The 16,078-nt window shown below is 45.2% G+C and carries 17 protein-coding genes, 1 tRNA gene and 1 riboswitch; all 18 genes read right to left on the bottom strand.

The annotated features are described in order from the left end of the window. Nucleotides 1-5: 5 nt before the first annotated feature. Nucleotides 6-3,338 (bottom strand): tetratricopeptide repeat protein, encoded by a 3,333-nt coding sequence (locus B9A22_RS13605; RefSeq protein ID WP_084576283.1) that lies wholly within the window; start codon nt 3,336-3,338, stop codon nt 6-8. A gap of 153 nt (nt 3,339-3,491) precedes the next feature. Continuing rightward, nucleotides 3,492-3,574, bottom strand: a riboswitch (cyclic di-GMP riboswitch). A gap of 189 nt (nt 3,575-3,763) precedes the next feature. After that, nucleotides 3,764-4,453 (bottom strand): hypothetical protein, encoded by a 690-nt coding sequence (locus tag B9A22_RS13595; RefSeq protein WP_084576281.1) that lies wholly within the window; start codon nt 4,451-4,453, stop codon nt 3,764-3,766. 122 nt (nt 4,454-4,575) lie between these two features. Then, nucleotides 4,576-4,860, bottom strand: coding sequence for a pro-sigmaK processing inhibitor BofA family protein (locus tag B9A22_RS13590; protein WP_084576280.1), 285 nt, complete (start codon nt 4,858-4,860; stop codon nt 4,576-4,578). A 46-nt stretch (nt 4,861-4,906) separates the two neighbouring features. Next, nucleotides 4,907-5,203: a DUF2508 family protein gene (locus B9A22_RS13585; protein ID WP_084576279.1), complete on the bottom strand. Its 297-nt coding sequence runs from the start codon at nt 5,201-5,203 to the stop codon at nt 4,907-4,909. A 191-nt stretch (nt 5,204-5,394) separates the two neighbouring features. Beyond that, nucleotides 5,395-5,652 carry a YaaL family protein gene (locus tag B9A22_RS13580; RefSeq protein ID WP_084576278.1) on the bottom strand — a complete coding sequence of 86 codons (258 nt, stop codon included), beginning with the start codon at nt 5,650-5,652 and terminating at the stop codon, nt 5,395-5,397. A 56-nt stretch (nt 5,653-5,708) separates the two neighbouring features. Then, on the bottom strand, nt 5,709-6,302 hold the full coding sequence (gene recR / locus B9A22_RS13575) for a recombination mediator RecR (protein ID WP_084576277.1): 594 nt from the start codon (nt 6,300-6,302) through the stop codon (nt 5,709-5,711). 3 nt (nt 6,303-6,305) lie between these two features. After that, entirely contained in the window at nt 6,306-6,632 is a 327-nt protein-coding gene (locus B9A22_RS13570; RefSeq protein ID WP_084576276.1) for a YbaB/EbfC family nucleoid-associated protein, read from the bottom strand. A gap of 12 nt (nt 6,633-6,644) precedes the next feature. Then, entirely contained in the window at nt 6,645-8,384 is a 1,740-nt protein-coding gene (gene dnaX / locus B9A22_RS13565) for a DNA polymerase III subunit gamma/tau (RefSeq protein WP_084576275.1), read from the bottom strand. Nucleotides 8,385-8,716: 332 nt separating this feature from the next. Further along, nucleotides 8,717-8,806, bottom strand: a tRNA-Ser gene (locus tag B9A22_RS13555). Nucleotides 8,807-9,095: 289 nt separating this feature from the next. After that, nucleotides 9,096-9,392: an STAS domain-containing protein gene (locus tag B9A22_RS13550; protein ID WP_084576274.1), complete on the bottom strand. Its 297-nt coding sequence runs from the start codon at nt 9,390-9,392 to the stop codon at nt 9,096-9,098. 243 nt (nt 9,393-9,635) lie between these two features. After that, the gene (locus B9A22_RS13545) at nt 9,636-9,860 is read right to left on the bottom strand and encodes a 50S ribosomal protein L9 (RefSeq protein WP_084576273.1); all 225 of its coding nucleotides are present in this window, start codon (nt 9,858-9,860) and stop codon (nt 9,636-9,638) included. Between the two features lie 33 nt (nt 9,861-9,893). Then, on the bottom strand, nt 9,894-12,008 hold the full coding sequence (locus B9A22_RS13540) for a heavy metal translocating P-type ATPase (RefSeq protein WP_084576272.1): 2,115 nt from the start codon (nt 12,006-12,008) through the stop codon (nt 9,894-9,896). Beyond that, complete coding sequence (locus B9A22_RS13535; RefSeq protein WP_084576271.1) at nt 12,008-12,535, bottom strand: HMA2 domain-containing protein; 528 nt, start codon at nt 12,533-12,535, stop codon at nt 12,008-12,010. Before B9A22_RS13535 ends, B9A22_RS13540 begins: the two co-directional genes overlap by 1 nt. Before the next feature lie 6 nt (nt 12,536-12,541). After that, nucleotides 12,542-13,060 carry an HMA2 domain-containing protein gene (locus B9A22_RS24980; protein ID WP_139796249.1) on the bottom strand — a complete coding sequence of 173 codons (519 nt, stop codon included), beginning with the start codon at nt 13,058-13,060 and terminating at the stop codon, nt 12,542-12,544. 196 nt (nt 13,061-13,256) lie between these two features. After that, nucleotides 13,257-13,460 (bottom strand): hypothetical protein, encoded by a 204-nt coding sequence (locus B9A22_RS13525; RefSeq protein WP_084576269.1) that lies wholly within the window; start codon nt 13,458-13,460, stop codon nt 13,257-13,259. A gap of 125 nt (nt 13,461-13,585) precedes the next feature. Next, a complete protein-coding gene (locus B9A22_RS13520; RefSeq protein WP_084576268.1) occupies nt 13,586-13,771 on the bottom strand; it encodes a hypothetical protein in 186 nt (61 codons plus the stop codon). 433 nt (nt 13,772-14,204) lie between these two features. After that, a complete protein-coding gene (locus B9A22_RS13515; RefSeq protein ID WP_084576267.1) occupies nt 14,205-14,390 on the bottom strand; it encodes a hypothetical protein in 186 nt (61 codons plus the stop codon). A 171-nt stretch (nt 14,391-14,561) separates the two neighbouring features. Further along, nucleotides 14,562-16,070 (bottom strand): succinyl-CoA:acetate CoA-transferase ScpC, encoded by a 1,509-nt coding sequence (gene scpC / locus B9A22_RS13510; protein WP_084576266.1) that lies wholly within the window; start codon nt 16,068-16,070, stop codon nt 14,562-14,564. Between the last annotated feature and the right edge of the window lie 8 nt (nt 16,071-16,078).

Raw genomic sequence — 16,078 nt, 5'->3', positions numbered from 1 at the left:
GAAGATTAAAAATAATGCGTCATCTGGCTCCACAGAGTTTTACCTTTTCCCCCTGAAATTTTGTCTGTTAGATCGTAATATTCTATACCCATTACAAAGTCTTTTGCAAAAGTATAGTTTATTCCTAAACCATAGCCTTTCATTCCTTGCATTGAGCTGCCTTTGCCATTCATTCCATGGGCAATATAAGTACCTCTTGCTTGATTGTAATATTTTGCAAACAGATTATAGGTGCCCGGCCTATATTCGCGCAGATCGCCGTACTTAAGACTAAACACATAGCCATTGCTGTCCCCTTTGCTATCTTTCCGGCTAGAGCCCAGATACATAGCTCCTATACTAAAATTACTGTAATTGTAGTTTCCACCAATATTCCAGATTGTGTTTCGATCGTGAGTACCATTATCTATCTGATAGTGATACAGTCCGGCTTCCAGATTGTAATCAAAATCATTATACCGCGCCGTTGCTATGTAGGTTGCTTTTGTGTCATTGGTTTCCCCATAACTGATCGTGTATCTTACCGGATCTCCAAAATCAACCCTAATGCCATCAAAACGGCTATCATAAATATTTCCTTCTGCCATAAGGTAGCCAAATGAACCTGCTTTCACCGTGGATGCACCTACTTTGCCTACTACATATAGGCGGGAAAGCTCGAATTTATTATTATAATTGATTATATTTTTTTGACCTTCCAGCACACTATACACATGCCAATCCTTATTGATCCTACTGTCGGCACCAAGATAGGCACGTATTCCTGATGAGTCTTTATTCCATTTTTCGGAACCACTATTTACCGCGTAATGATAACGAATTTCACCATCAATATTTATCTTGCTGTCTATGTGCTTGCTGCTATTACCAACCTCCATCAATTCATCGATAAGGCCTGTATATGTTTCTGAATCAATAAGAGTTGTTGTTTTTTCACCGGCGACGATTTTATCTATATGATTTATGACTTTTGTTGTAAGTTGAGCAAATTGAGCTTTGGCTTTTTTTATATCTAAGTTTTGATCATTGATTATGGCTGATGTAATCTGCGCCATTTCGTAGGTAAATTCGTTTCTATGTTCGCTAGGTATAATCGGCATTACTTTTGCTGTAATATTAGACATTGCATAGGCAAACTCAACTTTAAAATTTTCGGCATTTATGACTGGAGCAGATAAAAATTTCGTTGCAATTTGTGCCATTTCATAAGCGAATTCATCTTTGATTTTTTCTGTGGTTCCTTTTGCTGCAGTACCAGCATGGTTACCCAGCTCACCCGGATTATTAAATTCACTTATATCATTTGCCTGGTTTCCCTGGGTTTCCGGTGCACTTAACACCCTCGGTTCTGCTCCTTGATAGCCATTGTGAGCAGCATAGCTTGTTTTTACATTGCCCGCTTTCTGTTCTTCATGGCTTGGTTCAAGAGCCGCAACAGCCTTACTCCGGCCATATTTACTCGTAATTGTATCCAGTACCTGACGGGACTTCGGATGATCACCCAAAGCAATGGCTGTACGTGCCATACCTGATAACCCGGCTAATTCTCCTTCCGGCTTGACAGACAACAATTGGTATTGCTTATAGGCCGCACGGTTGAGATTTTTCTTTACTAATACTTCGGCATACTGCTTACGGTAGGCCTGGTTTGGATACTTACATATAACTAATTCAAACAGTGTTTTTCCCGCAATATACTTCTCGGTATTAAGAAGAGTCACTGCATCAGTTACCGCACTGTCCGCATTAGATGCCGCTCTGATTAGTAATTTATCATAATAGCTAAGGCCTTCTGCTGTACGCCCATTCAACATTAGTTGGAAAGCCAATGTCCGCCATCTGGCATCGTCACTAGGCTGCCGTTCAGCAATGTGCCGATATACTGCAATGGCCTGTTCCTGCTTTCCAAGTCGAATATAGCTTTCGGCCAGCGACCAAAGTCCAAGTTCAGGTGCTTCCGTATACGTAGGCCACAATCTTTCTCCTTCTTGTACTGCCAACTCATGCTGAGAGCTATTACCGAGCGCTACTATATAGTCGCCTGCAATTGAACCTTCGACAGGCAAGTTTTTCGTATAATTCACTAATATCGAAGCAGCCTTTTGGTCCTGGCCTAAATGCATATAAGCAATGGCCAAATTTTGTTCCACCTTGACCAAACGAGTGGCCTTGTCCGGACTGTCAGGCACCAGTCTCCGCGCCCGTTCCAAATCCCAAGCAGCTTGCCGGTAATCTTTTATCTGCAGACTCAGCATACCACGGCTGAAATATACCTCATAATCATTAGGGTTCTTGGCTAATAATCGCTCATAATAGACTTGAGCCCCTGCATTATTACCGCGGAGCAAGTGCATCTCCCCAGCCCACAAAAGTGCGTCCCGCTCACCACGGGTAATTGCCGGTTGCAACACAGCCAGAGCTTTTTCATACTCTTTCAACCGATAATAAGCTGTACTAACACTTCTTACCACAGAAAAGGGCATAGTTGTACCAGCTTGCTGTTCATATAAATTAACAGCCTGCTCATTCTGGCCTGCCCATTGCAGAATAGTTATATAATCAGAAACAACCGATTTATCTTGAGTATCTGCCTTAAAAAGACGATTCATGATATCTAGCGACTGTTGATACCGGCCATTCTGCGCCATCTCCACAGCCTGAGTATGCAATATCTTCTGCTCACTTTTAGTAGAAACGGCAGGCTGTACAGCAGTGTTCTGTTCTTTCCGCGGCATCATAGGGGTATCGTCTGCCAGCCTATACATACGCAAAGTTCTCTCGTACCATTGAAGATAGTGTTGTTTATTAGGACTAATAGCTATGGCCTTTTGAAACAACGCTTTCCCGCCGCCAATATTGCCTTGCGATAAGAGCGCCACGGCGTCTTCCGCTGCACCTGTAAGCATTCCCTGATTCTCTAGCAGTACTTGGTGATACATAGCTAGACCCTTCTCCAGCTCACCGGCATACAGTAACGTATAAGCCAAGCCAGCGCGATAACTATGATTTTGGGGATTTCTGGCGATGAGCAACTCAAAACCAGCTTTAGCTAACCGTACCTGCCCTCCCCGAATATAGCATTCAGCCACACAGTATAACACTCTGTCAGGCATAGCTTCTAACCGCGGCCATGTTGCATTAGCGGTTTCTAAAACCCTCTCATAATTACAATCGTCAAACAAAGCGACAACCATCTGTTCCTCTACCACAGAAGCATGCGCGCGGACAGATTGCTCACGACTTGTATCAGGCACTGCTGCTGCCGCCGCTTCACCAGTATTATGCTGTGCGGCCATAAACGCCGAAACTACCGCCAGCCAAAACCGTCTATCTTTCATTTGTCACACCTCATCTTTAATATATAAAAGATGTATTAATTATTGTGTTAATTACAAAGTTGTCCAATTTGCTAGGCAATATATTAATCAAGTTACCGCCTAAAATTGTGAAAATAAAAAAATGCCGGTTTGCCACTCACAAAAACACCTTGTAAGAGCAACCAGGCAGTCATAGGTAATCCGTTAGACCCACGGCTTTGCGTCACCGCTTTTCAACGGTTATGCCACTATTATTCAATATTTATTATTTACTTGTATTTATTTTACTTGTCAACAATATCTGCTGTCAACTTTTATTTCTCAATCACCAGGGCGTGTTCCTGAAAAAAGCCCCATCTGTGCTAATATTGCTGGGCGCACCGTACAAAGAAGAGCTCCCAGTCCTAATTGTCTGGAAGCTCCTCTTTCATTAGTTACTTAACAATTTACCAAAAGGTACGAGGCATAATCCGTTCCAAATGCCAAACCGGATTGCCCATGCAGTCAACCGGCCCAATTTTGTCAGCGATTTCAGCAACCGCTGCTGTTGCCACAACAGGGACGCCTATGCGTCTGGCTGCCTCAGTAATTCCTTCAGCACCGCGCTGCACAATATCGACAGTTGTTTCCTCGGCCATATGTGTGTTATTAATCACGGCGTCTACTCTTCCCAATGACGCAACATATTCTAAAATATTGTCGACTGTTGAGGTAAATGGCCGTGACATATTCAGTACAGCAATGATTTTAAGATATGGATTCTCAAATGCGCCTTCCACAAGGTTAAAAATCTTAGCGCCATGTACGCCATAGCCTACGTCCATGATGATATTGCCTTTGCGGCGCAGCACCCAGCGCATTGAGCCTTTAATGACACTGCCTGCTTCGCCCAGGCCCATAGTGTCCATGGTCTCCCATGCTACTACCTCAATCCCCATGCCCTCAAGTTCCTTCTTGATCGGCCGGAGCGTATAGCAAGGCTCAACCGTATCCAAATCTACAATAGTAACAGGGAGTCCTTGTTTTTTTAGATAAATAGCCCTATTTACAGCATTTTCACTTTTTCCACTGGCATATTCGCCGACATATGCTTCAATGATTGGTTCAGTAAGCTGCGCATCTTTTTCAGTGTCCAACGCTCAATGCACTCCTTGTCCATCCAAACTCTATGATTCATTATATAAAAATACAGCTTGGCTTGTGCCAAGTTCTTTCGAATAACAGCACTACCAGGTCTTTTATGGCTAATACTACCAAGCTAGTTAATAAATATTTTAAACAAAATTAGTAAAATAACTCCCGGTAAGCCTAAAAAACCGGCCACGAGCGCGGTAATTGGGTTGATACCAATAGTAAAACCGATATACGAACCAACAAAATTAACAGCCCACAGCATCACTCCGCCTACTAAACCGTTATAGATCAGCTTAAATACTAATTTTATTGGCATTAAAAATACGCGGCCAATAAGGTAGATTAAAATAATCCCAAACGCGTACGCAATGATAACGTTAAATTCTAAACCTGCCGGTAAAAACGACATCTCTTACGCCTCCATTAAAAGTATCCTTCTCCCTAAGTTTACCACGTCAAAACGCCCTGCGTATAGTTCCTGCTTCAGTTATTTGTGCCATATTTATACCGCTTGGGCATCTAGCACCCTCTTGTCGTGCTTTTCTTAGTAGATATATATATCTACGCTCATAGGCTTTAGTAAGAAAAACAGCATAGTCAATTAAATCAGGATCAGTTACTGTATTATAGTAATTCTGGGCATATAACCAGTCCCGTCGAGCCTGATCCACCACCTCTGCCAAACAAACCATACCCTTAACTCCAGTTTGATCGGTATCCCACAGCCCCAAAAGCCTTCGCCATGCAATCATAATTTATCCCTCCAACAATATCGCTCACAACACTATATGTTGGCCAGTCCAAAATAATGATAGAGAAAACACGGCTTGTGCCGAGCCTTTGGCGACAGCAGAAGCCGATGTTGCCTTATCCAGACGGAAAGCTATACTTTCTAACAGAAAAAAAATACCGGACCAAGATCCGGTATTTTAGGGCTTGCTTTTCAATTAAACGGCGCATAACGTACCCCTTCATTGCGGGCACGTTTTAGTAGATATGTATACTTTTTCTCGGCTGCTTGGATAAGATATGCTGCATGGTCAACCAAATCAGCATCTGATACGTTATTATAGTAGTTTTGAGCGCTATGCCACTCTTGTTTTGCTTGTTCAAGCTGCTCTGACAAAGGCGGCAGCTGATGAGTCACTAGTGCATCTTGTGCCATAAGACCATTCACTATATTGGTGAATGCTGTTTTCATACACATCTCCCCCTGTTTTTAGTATTCCCAAAAACAGGCAGGATAAAACAGCGCCTTTACATTTCCCGGCGGTTTTCGAGCGCCTTGGACAGCGTCACCTCATCCGCGTATTCGAGGTCGCCGCCTACCGGCAGACCATGAGCAATGCGGGTTACCTTGACGCCAAGCGGCTTCAGCAGCTTAGCAATATACATAGCTGTAGCCTCGCCTTCGACATTAGGGTTAGTTGCCATGATGACTTCCTGGACCCCTTTGCCAACTCGGTCTAAGAGTTCTTTCACCTTGATATCGTCAGGACCGACGCCTTCGAGCGGCGACAGAGATCCATGCAGTACATGGTACAAGCCTTTAAATTCGCGGGTACGTTCCATTGCGGTCACATCTTTGGGGTCTTCGACCACACATACAACCGTCCTGTCCCGTCCCTCAGAACGGCAGGTTTGACAAGGATCAGCATCTGTCAGATCAAAACAAACCGAGCAATAGCTAACCCGCTCTTTAGCTTCAACAATAGCCTGTGCCAAAGCGGTCGCCTGACCTTTATCCATTTTCAGCACATGATAAGCGAGGCGGGCTGCTGACTTGGGGCCAATACCAGGCAAACGGCGAAAATGCTCAATTAGCTTAGCAATTGGCGCAATATAGCTCATCGATTAAAACATTCCTGGCGGAAGATTGAGACCGCCTGTCAGCTTACCCATTTCCTGGGCCATCATGTCATCTACTTTGGTCATTGCTTCATTAACAGCGGCAGCCACCAGATCTTCCAGCATTTCTACATCTTCAGGATCAACGGCCGAGGGAGCAATTTTAATTGATTGCAGCTTCTTTTCACCAGTGACTACAACCTTCACCGCTCCGCCTCCAGTTGATACTTCAATCGTGCGGGCTTTAAGCTCTTCCTGAAGTTTTGCCATGTCACCCTGAAGTTTTTGAACCTTCTTCATCATTCCTGCCATATTTCCCATATTTCCAAACATATTGTCAGCCTCCTAATTTTTATTTTCTTCATCTATCTTAATTACTTTACCACCAAACATCATTTGAGCCTGCCTGACAGCAGGGTGGTTGAAACCAGGATCGGCAGGTTGTTCAGCAGGTTGCGCGGGCGGCGCTGACCGCGGTGGTGCAGCCGGCTTGGCTGCTGGCATATCCTGCCCCATTGAGCAGATAAGCTTAACTTGCTGCCCGGTGACTTGCGCCAGCGTTTTTTCCACAATCGCCCGGTAATCATCCTTTTCTGTACGTTCTTTCGGAAAAGTCGCAGTAAACCGTACCATCGCCTGACTGTCAGTAAGTGCGGTTAAGTGTCCCTGCATAACACAAGCATGCACTGACCGTTTACCGCCGGTTAAGAGTTCCTTGAGCACAGCAGCCCATACCTCGTTTAAATTACCAGCACTACTGACAGCTGGTTCAGGCGGCTGCGGAGCAGCGGCTTTCACAGGAGTTGACGGCACAGATGGCTCCTGGTTGGCCGGCTGTCTCGGCACATCAGACAGAGGCTGCGGCTGCCGGGGAGGGATATGGGGCTGCGGCACAGGCCGTGAACTCACAGCACTAGTTGCTGCTGCCACCGGATGATTAGCAATCCTAGCTTCCAGCTCTGTGACTCTTTCAATTAGAGCAGCAATATCTGTACCTGCAGCCCGCCGACATAATGTGATAAGGGCCATTTCAACAGCAATACGGGGTTCAGCTGCCCACTTGGTTTCATTAGCCGCTGCATGCAGTACTTCCAGCATCTCTACCAGCTCGTGGTGACTAAACTTGGCGCTTTGCGCCGCCAGTACAGACCGATCATCACTGTACATCTCAATGTTATCGATCGACGGAGCTGCTTTATAAAGCATCAGACTGCGGGCATGAAGTGCCAATTCCACTAGCAATTGACGCACATCTTTGCCCAAATTGATGAGTTCATCAAGTTTTACCAGTACGCTGTGAGCATCCCGCCCGGCTACAGCATCAGTCAGTTGCCACACCCATTCGTGACCTATGAGCCCAAGCAACTGTCTAACATGGGCGGCGGTTATCACATCACCTGCATCCAGGGCGGCGCATTGATCCAAGATACTCAGCGCGTCCCGCATACCCCCGTCAGCCTGAACGGCAATAAGCCTAAGTGCTTCTGGCGCAGCCTGTAGATCACTATGTTCTGCTACAGAGGCCAGCCTCTGCTCGATTTCTTTTACCCCAATCCGCCGGAAGTCATAGCGTTGGCAGCGGGAGTGAATGGTAGCCGGAATCTTGTGCGGCTCAGTGGTTGCCAGAACAAAAACCACATGCCCCGGAGGCTCTTCCAACGTTTTTAGCAGCGCATTGAAGGCCTCAGTGGTTAACATATGAACTTCGTCGATTATGTATACTTTATAACGCCCATCTACCGGTGCAAATTTAACAGTTTCCCTCAGGTCACGAATCTCGTCAATGCCCCGGTTAGAGGCTGCGTCAACCTCAAACACATCCATCGACGTGCCAGCAGTAATCTTCTCACAGTTAGAGCAGGTATTGCAGGGATTAGCTGTAGGGCCATGCTGGCAATTGAGCGACTTAGCCAAAATTTTAGCAGTACTGGTTTTCCCTGTACCGCGTGGCCCGGCAAATAGATAAGCGTGGGCAATCTTGCCAGAAACGATGGCATTTTTAAGAGTAATACTAATATGCTCCTGGCCGACTAAATTGTCAAAGTCTTGCGGTCGCCACTTACGGTATAATGCCACATAAGCCATACCCACACCTCCTTGCCTTCAAAACTGTTATATTCAACATTAGTAAAATGTTTCCCTTTTCCAGGAAAATAATTAATATAGCAAAAAAGCAGCCCATTTTGGCCACTTTCAATAAGTAATTATGTAATTATAGGTACAGTTACGGCTTTGTTTTCTACGACGGACCATAGCAGACACCAGGCACCCTTACGGCACATAAGAATGATCACTTAGCGCTGCTTCCTTCCGAATCTGACGCGGTTCATGAGTTCTCATTGCGTAAGACCCGGCACTGCTATAGCCCGGCCTAGAAAACAAAAAGCCGTATACCGGCCTGCGATTAGTAAAATTTATGGCGGAGAGAGAGGGATTCGAACCCTCGGTACCGTTTCCAGTACACACGCTTTCCAGGCGTGCTCCTTCAACCACTCGGACATCTCTCCATGTGCTCTCAACAGAATTTGATTATATCTTATTTAGTTCAATAAATCAACTGGGAATTAACTACATTCACCATTGATTGAGTACTGCTCTATTATAACCAGTATAACCAAGCTTGTCAACTCAGCACTTTTCTAAAGTATTTTGTCAGCGTTTATCATTATATCTTCCCTGTGCTTCTTGTCTATAGCCTCTTTATGGAATCTAAAGTGCCTCCAGTTTCCTACTCTTTTTTGAGCAAATAAAAAACAAGCCTTCCAAGCTCTAAACCCAGGAAGGCTTATTTTATTATTATGACAATTTCTTTGTACAAGAGGAACATTTTTTCAGACGTTCCCGCCAATCTCTAGCATGTTCAAAAACTAAAGATACACCTTTATTTAGTAGTTGTGTTCGCAAGTTAGCCAAAGTCTGCAAACCTTTGCAGTCAATATAATACACACCCACCATATTAAGATAGATTAAACGGCTGCCATCACGAACCCTGTCTCCAATAATGGCCTGCAAAACTTCCGCATGCTCCCGGTAAATATCACCTTCAATGCACAGACGTATTTGCTGGCTATCTATAGTCATTTGTATGCCCATCCAGCTCTACCTCCTTTTTTCTGTGGTCATAACGCACTACAACCATCTTATGTAAGTTTCCCCTACGGCCGCGGCGTAAAGCTACCAGTTTATCTATTTATAATATCTGCAAAATCGCAAATCCTTGATATCTTTGCCGCATTACTCAGGTTGTTAGTGTAGTAAAGTCCAACCCCTTTAGATTAAGTGGTTGGACTTTGTGCTTTTTAAAGTAAAAATTCCAAGCTACAGGGAGTGTCAAGATTACGCCTGAATCCCGCCCTGTTGCCGCTCTGCAATTAAGTCTTCTAAACGTTCTTTTTGGCGCATTAATTCGTCTACCGGGATTTCACCCACACCTTGAGCAGCAGGCATTGGTACGGCTGGTGCCATAACTCGCATCGACTGTTCTGACATCATCTTATATCCAAATGCCCCAGCAATAGTTCCAACAACTAGGCCTATCCAAAAATCACTTCTTGCAAACATATATTTCACCTCCTTCCTCTGATTTAAAAGCATCTACCATTTTTTTTTAGCAGCCACTAAGATCCGTGCACTATTTAACACTACCCCTATGGTCGCAGCATTATGAATAAGAGCCGAAATCATCGGATTGGTTCGTCCAATCGCTCCGAGCAACATAGCTGCCGTATTGACTGCGATGGTAGCGGTAAAGTTCTGCTGCACAATCTTCATGGTTTGTTTACCCAGTGTAACTACCTCAGATAACACTAGCGGGTCTTCTGAGTTAATAGTGATAGCGGCTGACTCTACGGCGATATCTGTACGCCGTCCGCCCATAGCCACCCCTACATCAGCGAAGGCTAAAGCCGGTGCATCGTTGATGCCGTCGCCGACCATCAATACCTGAGACCGCCGTCTAAGCCGGTTTACCAATGTTGCTTTATCTTCGGGCAAAACCTCGGCATAGTAAGCGTCAAGATCTAACGCGGCTGCGACATGTTTCGCAACCGGCTCAGTATCACCGGTAATCATAACAACCTCGTCAACCCCTTGCCGCCGCAGCTGATTGATGGTCTTTTTCAGATTAGGACGAATGGGATCGCTAACTACCAGTAGGCCCAACAACTCTGCATCACGCGCCACATAGACCAAGTTATAGCCGCGCTCTGCTCCTGAATCATCCTTAAGGCCCTGACATTCAAGCTGATGTTCTTCCATGAACCGCCAACTGCCGACCAGGATGCGTCCACCACGAATATCCTCAAAGTCCGGTACCTCGGCCAAAATGCCTCTCGCAATGATAGTTTCAGTGCTGCTATGGGGCGGAATTGCCCATCCTTGAGCTTCTACGTGGTCCAGGATAGCGCAAGCCAGCGGATGAGCTGAATGATATTCCGCTGAAGCGGCCAGCAGAAGCAACTCCCGTTCTTTAACTCCCGGAGCTGCTTTGACGGCTACAATTTGCGGCTTACCAACGGTAATCGTACCGGTCTTGTCCATCACAACCGTATCTACTCCTGCCAGCGCCTCCACATAGTTGCCGCCTTTAACCAATACACCCCGGCTGGCGGCCCGTCCAATAGCAGCCGAGATAGCAGTGGCAGTAGAAAGTTTTAAGCCGCAAGAAAAATCGATAAACAACATGTTCAATACGCGCTGCCAATCCTTAGTTGCCCCATAGACCAAGCCAGCGGCAATAAAGGATATCGGAACCAGCATGTTGGCCATACGGTCAGCAAAGTTTTGCACCGGCGCACGGCGGGCCTGTGCTTCTTCCACCATATGAACGATACGTGCCAGCGCCGTATCATCACCCATTTTTTCCACTACAATCTCAAGGAAACCATTTTGGAGCACAGTGCCAGCATACACATAGTCTCCTTCACTTTTTTCCGCAGGTATGTATTCTCCAGTGATAGATGATTGGTCTACAGCCGCTGCCCCGGACAATACCCGCCCATCTACGCATATTTTTTCGCCTAGGTGCACACCGACCCGGTCACCAGGCTTCAGGCTTTCTACCGCCACTCGCACTTCATGACCGTCATCTTCCACCTTCCAAACATACTGCTGATCCAGTCGCAATAGGTTAGAAATATGTTTCCGGGCCCTTTCTGCAGTATACGTAGTAAGCATCTCGGCAAAATTGGAAAGGGCCAAAAGCGTCAGGCTGGATTCAGGTTTCCCCCCTAAAATCGAGGCCATTACCGCAGTTGTCGTGAGCGTATCAGCGTTAGGCTGGCGCTCAACTAGCAGACTTCGTACACCACTAGCGATAAATTTCCGGGCTACAAAGAGGACAAAAGCGCTACGACCTAAATAAACGGCAGTAAACGCACCCGGCATTGCCATACGCAGTAGCTGCAGTCCCAGTAGGCCAACCCCAGCCAAGATGGCATCCCGCCGATATTCAGCAAACGACGAATTGTCATCTCCCGTGTGTTGTGTATGGGAAACTGCAACCGGTTGTTCTGCACGACTTGCGAATTGTATTTTTGCCATCAACTCCGGCAAGACCAACTGACCTTCATAGTATACTGTCAAATTCCCGTTGTCGCCGATATAGGCGCTAACAACAGCCGGACTTTGTCTAACGTTAACTTCTAAAAGCGTTCTTTGACGTTTAGATAGTGCTGTATGTATAGGTAACGTTATATAGCGATATCCCATCAGCAACTGCGCCCTTTCAGTAAAGAGTAAGCCCACCATATCATCTGCGGACCGGAAGGACGCTGGCCCAAGTTCCACATCTTAGCGCCTCCCCGCAGCAGCATTAACAACGCCATTACTGTGCGCAAATCCAATGTACTAGCGGTATTCTTAAATACATTACGGTTCATTCGCCGGAAAAAACGTTGAATATCAATCCCTAGTTTACCGTACTCTGACCGGGGACCCGGCATCTTGTGCAAGCGCTCAAGATATTCCATCACTAGATCAATGTACTCTTCTGAGAATGTGTATGCTACTAAAACACTGCCTGTCTCCGGGCTTACCTGAACCCGCTCAATTCCCTTCACACTGGCTAAGTGACGCTGCCACGCTACTGCTAACTCTTTATTATGCAGCAAATCGTCATGTAAGTAACGCCGTCTCCCTGGCAAAGCATGTACTAAAGAGAAACCGTCTCCTCGCATAAGTTGACTGAGCTGACGTCCAGCGGAAATACCTAACGCCAATCCGGTAAGATAAGTCATTTCATATCACCTTCCATATTGTTTTGCCACCAACTGCTCCACATCCCGGAGAAAGGGGTTCCGCGAAACATCTTCGGGAGAATAGTGGATAAGCAGAGAACCGGTAGCAGCATTAACCGTAAACTGTTTGATTTCCGGTATTGTTTCCAAATGTTCACTTACCTGCCGGGCTATCTCCGGATTGTTTAATAAATGCTGTGAGGATAGGCGAACACGTCCGGGCATGTAATGCAGTACCTGAGTTTTCTGCAAAAACAGATTTACCTTCGCCGATGAATTAGAGAATTTTGTATACAGGGAGGATATGTCCATCTCTTGTCTCTCCTTGTGCAAATAATGCGTAAACTGCCTGCGATGCTGCCACGTATGAACAGCAGCCAACAAAGTAAATCCGACTCCTAGCCATAAATGAACTCGTCTATTGAGCGGCAACGAGAGTAGACTGCCTAATAGAGACACCACTAATCCCAGATTCACCCTACCATAGCGCAGCCTCATCACATCAGCCCCTTTGCTTTTTGACATTGAATATCATTATCAATTAAGTTCTGTGTTTATCATACTATTGATGCCAATTGTTGTCAATATATCTTCCATATTATTCTAGGGAATAATTTTTATAAAGAAACCAGGAGAAAGCTATACTTCTTTCATTACAATAAAGTTAACGCCAGGCATAGCCGCCTGGCGCTAAAACAGGGTCTGCACAGAAATCTTTCTTTTACTTCAAAATTACCGAAACTACAGAATCGAGATTTGACCCAAATACGTCTATTGCCGTTCCATTGGAAACAGCAGCGTAGTTTCCTTTTTCCACAGGTATACCGTTCAGTAAAATAACATCCACAGCTTCAAAGGTTAGTCCCCCAGGCAGTACAAAAACACCCGATTGATCGATTCGATTTAAGATTACTACCTTTCCCATTACCATTACTCCTCCTTTATGTTACTTGATTATATCCACCTTGCTCTATCTTAGGTTATATTCAAGCACACGCCTTTTCACTCAGCGAGTGTTAGACGTTTTATGTATAAGGCAGCCGTAGCTGCCTAGAACAAAATCTTTATAGCCATTCCAACGACTACGGCGCCACTAAGCCACACTGCCCATTTTGGTATTTGGTATTTTGCAGCGGCTTCCTCGACTTTGTCATCGATTGCTGACCCAGCAGCCTCAATCGCTGCAATCTCTTCTTTAATTATCTCTTTAATTTCTTCCTTCATTTCTTGGTCCACAATACCACCTCCTATGGCATCATATTCTGTCAGCTAGCAGAATGTTACATAATCCGTAACTTTTTATTCGTATATAGCTTTTCCATGCCGGAGTTGACAGCAGTGCTGATAGGTTCACATTTCTTCACAAAAGAACATAATATAAAGTGAGACTTAGCTTCAGGTGGGGTTTTAACCCCATCTGAAGTTTAGTCGACCAACTTCCAGGGAAGCCTCCTAAACTCCCGCTTAGAGAAGCGGGAGTATTAGAGCGACTTAGTCATCGGATAAACAAAGAATTGTTTTTGGGGGGATTATTATGCTGCTCTGGGTACTTGTTGCAGCTATCATACTATATCTCGTGTCACAATTCTGGGTGTTGCTTCTCGCTGTTGCCCTAATCTGGTTTTTCATTTAGGCGCTGATTTCAAAAAAAACAAGAGCCTTGCGGCCCTTATTTTAACTGCTCTGCTATATCATATCTGCCAATCTCTTTTAACTTTTCTCTCGCATCTTCCAGCGTTTTTCCGAGCGGCATTCTCTGCATGTTACTTGTTGTTATTAAAACATATTCGCCATTGAAATCTGCTATTTGTTCGCTCATATCGCTGTTAACCCAAATAGTCGGAGCTCCAGCCATCGTATTATCCCCTCCTTTTTTGATATACTTCGGCAGAAGGTAAATAATCCCTTTAATGTACAACCCACTAATTATTTAAAAAAATCCCAAACTTGCTTAATGAATCAGCACAAAGAAGCCAGCTGCTTTTGGCGGCAACTGGCTTCTTGTTTAACGTTGAGTTTTTGTTTGTTAACTAACTTGCATAGTTCCTGTTCTTACAAATCTTTCGTGCCAAGACAGTGCTTCTGACAATAAATGCGGCGTATGTGCAAAGCCTGTAGCTTCTTCAGCTCTTTTAAGATAATCCAGTAACTGTACTCGATAATCGGGGTGAGCACAATTATTGATAATCTTCCGTGCTCGCTCTTTGGGGCTGAGGCCTCTTATGTCAGCTACACCCTGCTCGGTTATGAAAACATCAACATCATGTTCGGTATGGTCAATATGGGCACACATAGGTACAACACAGGATATTGCTCCACCCTTAGCCACCGAGCTGCTGAAGAAAAAGGTTAGGTAGCCATTTCGAGCAAAGTCACCTGAACCACCAATACCATTCATGATTTTGCTGCCCATCACATGAGTAGAATTTACATGACCATAGATGTCAAATTCAATGGCCGTGTTCATAGCGATGACACCAAGGCGCCGGGCGATTTCTGGGCTGTTGGATATTTCTTGCGGGCGCAAAACGATTTTACTTTTGTATCTGGCAATAGTTTCATAAAATCTTTTTAAGCCTGCAGGTGACGGCGTAAGTGCTGTGCCAGAAGCAAAAAGAAGTTTACCAGCATCAATTAAATCCAGCATGCCATCTTGAATGACCTCGGTGTAAACTGTCAGGCCGGAGAAGTCTGAGTGTACCAAGCCGGTAATTACGGCGTTGGCAACAGAGCCTACGCCTGATTGCAACGGCAACAGATTGGCAGGCAGCCTGCCCGCCTTGACTTCACCCTGCAGAAAATCGATAAGATGTCCGGTCATAGCTTTGGCATCATCATCAACAGCCGCTAACGGGCGAACGTCATCAGGTATGCTGCTAATAACAATTCCGGCAATTTTATCTACCTGACAGGGAATATACGGTACGCCAATCCGGTCAGCTACATTGGTTAGCAGCAGGGGCTGGCGATGCGGCGGTTCGTTTGGTGTAAAAATATCATGCATCCCTTCCAGTTCCAGCGGCTGCACAACATTAAGCTCAATAATTACTTTATCAGCACTTTGAACAAAGGAAGCGGCATTCCCCACCGAGGTTGTTGGCACTATATGCCCTTCTTCGGTAATGGCACAGGCTTCTACAATTGCAATATCTACCTTTCCCCCCAAAAAGCCGCAGCGGGACATCTGCGCCACATGACTTAAATGCAAGTCAGTATATTGTATCTGTCCGTTATTTATCGCCTGCCTAATCGCATTATTGGTTTGATATGGCAGCCTTTTCGCGATCCCGTCTACTTCGGCAAGCACCCCGTCTAATTCTTTACCAACTGAGGCACCTGTCCACAGGTTTACTTTAAACTTTTCTTGCTGAATCTTCTGGGCTAGTGCTAGTGGAATTACTTTGGGATAGCCAGAAGGGGTAAACCCACTTGTGCCAATATTCATACCTGGTTGAATAAAACTTACTGCCTCTTCAGCAGAAATAACTTTTGCCTGTAATTTTTTGTTCCGTATTCTTGTAGATATTTCATTCACAGTTTGAG

Origin of the sequence: Sporomusa malonica (assembly GCF_900176355.1) — a bacterium.
GTDB lineage: Bacteria > Bacillota > Negativicutes > Sporomusales > Sporomusaceae > Sporomusa > Sporomusa malonica.
This window is presented reverse-complemented; position numbering and strand designations above follow the sequence as displayed.

Excerpts from the sequence above, each read along its gene's own strand:
- B9A22_RS13545 (WP_084576273.1), bottom strand. The coding sequence starts at position 9,860 with ATGTTTGCAAGAAGTGATTTTTGGATAGGCCTAGTTGTTGGAACTATT.
- recR (WP_084576277.1), bottom strand. The coding sequence starts at position 6,302 with ATGAGCTATATTGCGCCAATTGCTAAGCTAATTGAGCATTTTCGCCGT.
- B9A22_RS13590 (WP_084576280.1), bottom strand. The coding sequence starts at position 4,860 with ATGTCGTTTTTACCGGCAGGTTTAGAATTTAACGTTATCATTGCGTAC.
- B9A22_RS13540 (WP_084576272.1), bottom strand. The coding sequence starts at position 12,008 with ATGGGATATCGCTATATAACGTTACCTATACATACAGCACTATCTAAA.
- B9A22_RS13535 (WP_084576271.1), bottom strand. The coding sequence starts at position 12,535 with ATGACTTATCTTACCGGATTGGCGTTAGGTATTTCCGCTGGACGTCAG.
- B9A22_RS13515 (WP_084576267.1), bottom strand. The coding sequence starts at position 14,390 with ATGGCTGGAGCTCCGACTATTTGGGTTAACAGCGATATGAGCGAACAA.
- B9A22_RS13580 (WP_084576278.1), bottom strand. The coding sequence starts at position 5,652 with ATGAAAACAGCATTCACCAATATAGTGAATGGTCTTATGGCACAAGAT.
- B9A22_RS13570 (WP_084576276.1), bottom strand. The coding sequence starts at position 6,632 with ATGTTTGGAAATATGGGAAATATGGCAGGAATGATGAAGAAGGTTCAA.
- dnaX (WP_084576275.1), bottom strand. The coding sequence starts at position 8,384 with ATGGCTTATGTGGCATTATACCGTAAGTGGCGACCGCAAGACTTTGAC.
- B9A22_RS13525 (WP_084576269.1), bottom strand. The coding sequence starts at position 13,460 with ATGGGAAAGGTAGTAATCTTAAATCGAATCGATCAATCGGGTGTTTTT.
- B9A22_RS13585 (WP_084576279.1), bottom strand. The coding sequence starts at position 5,203 with ATGATTGCATGGCGAAGGCTTTTGGGGCTGTGGGATACCGATCAAACT.
- B9A22_RS13550 (WP_084576274.1), bottom strand. The coding sequence starts at position 9,392 with ATGGGCATACAAATGACTATAGATAGCCAGCAAATACGTCTGTGCATT.
- B9A22_RS24980 (WP_139796249.1), bottom strand. The coding sequence starts at position 13,060 with ATGTCAAAAAGCAAAGGGGCTGATGTGATGAGGCTGCGCTATGGTAGG.
- B9A22_RS13605 (WP_084576283.1), bottom strand. The coding sequence starts at position 3,338 with ATGAAAGATAGACGGTTTTGGCTGGCGGTAGTTTCGGCGTTTATGGCC.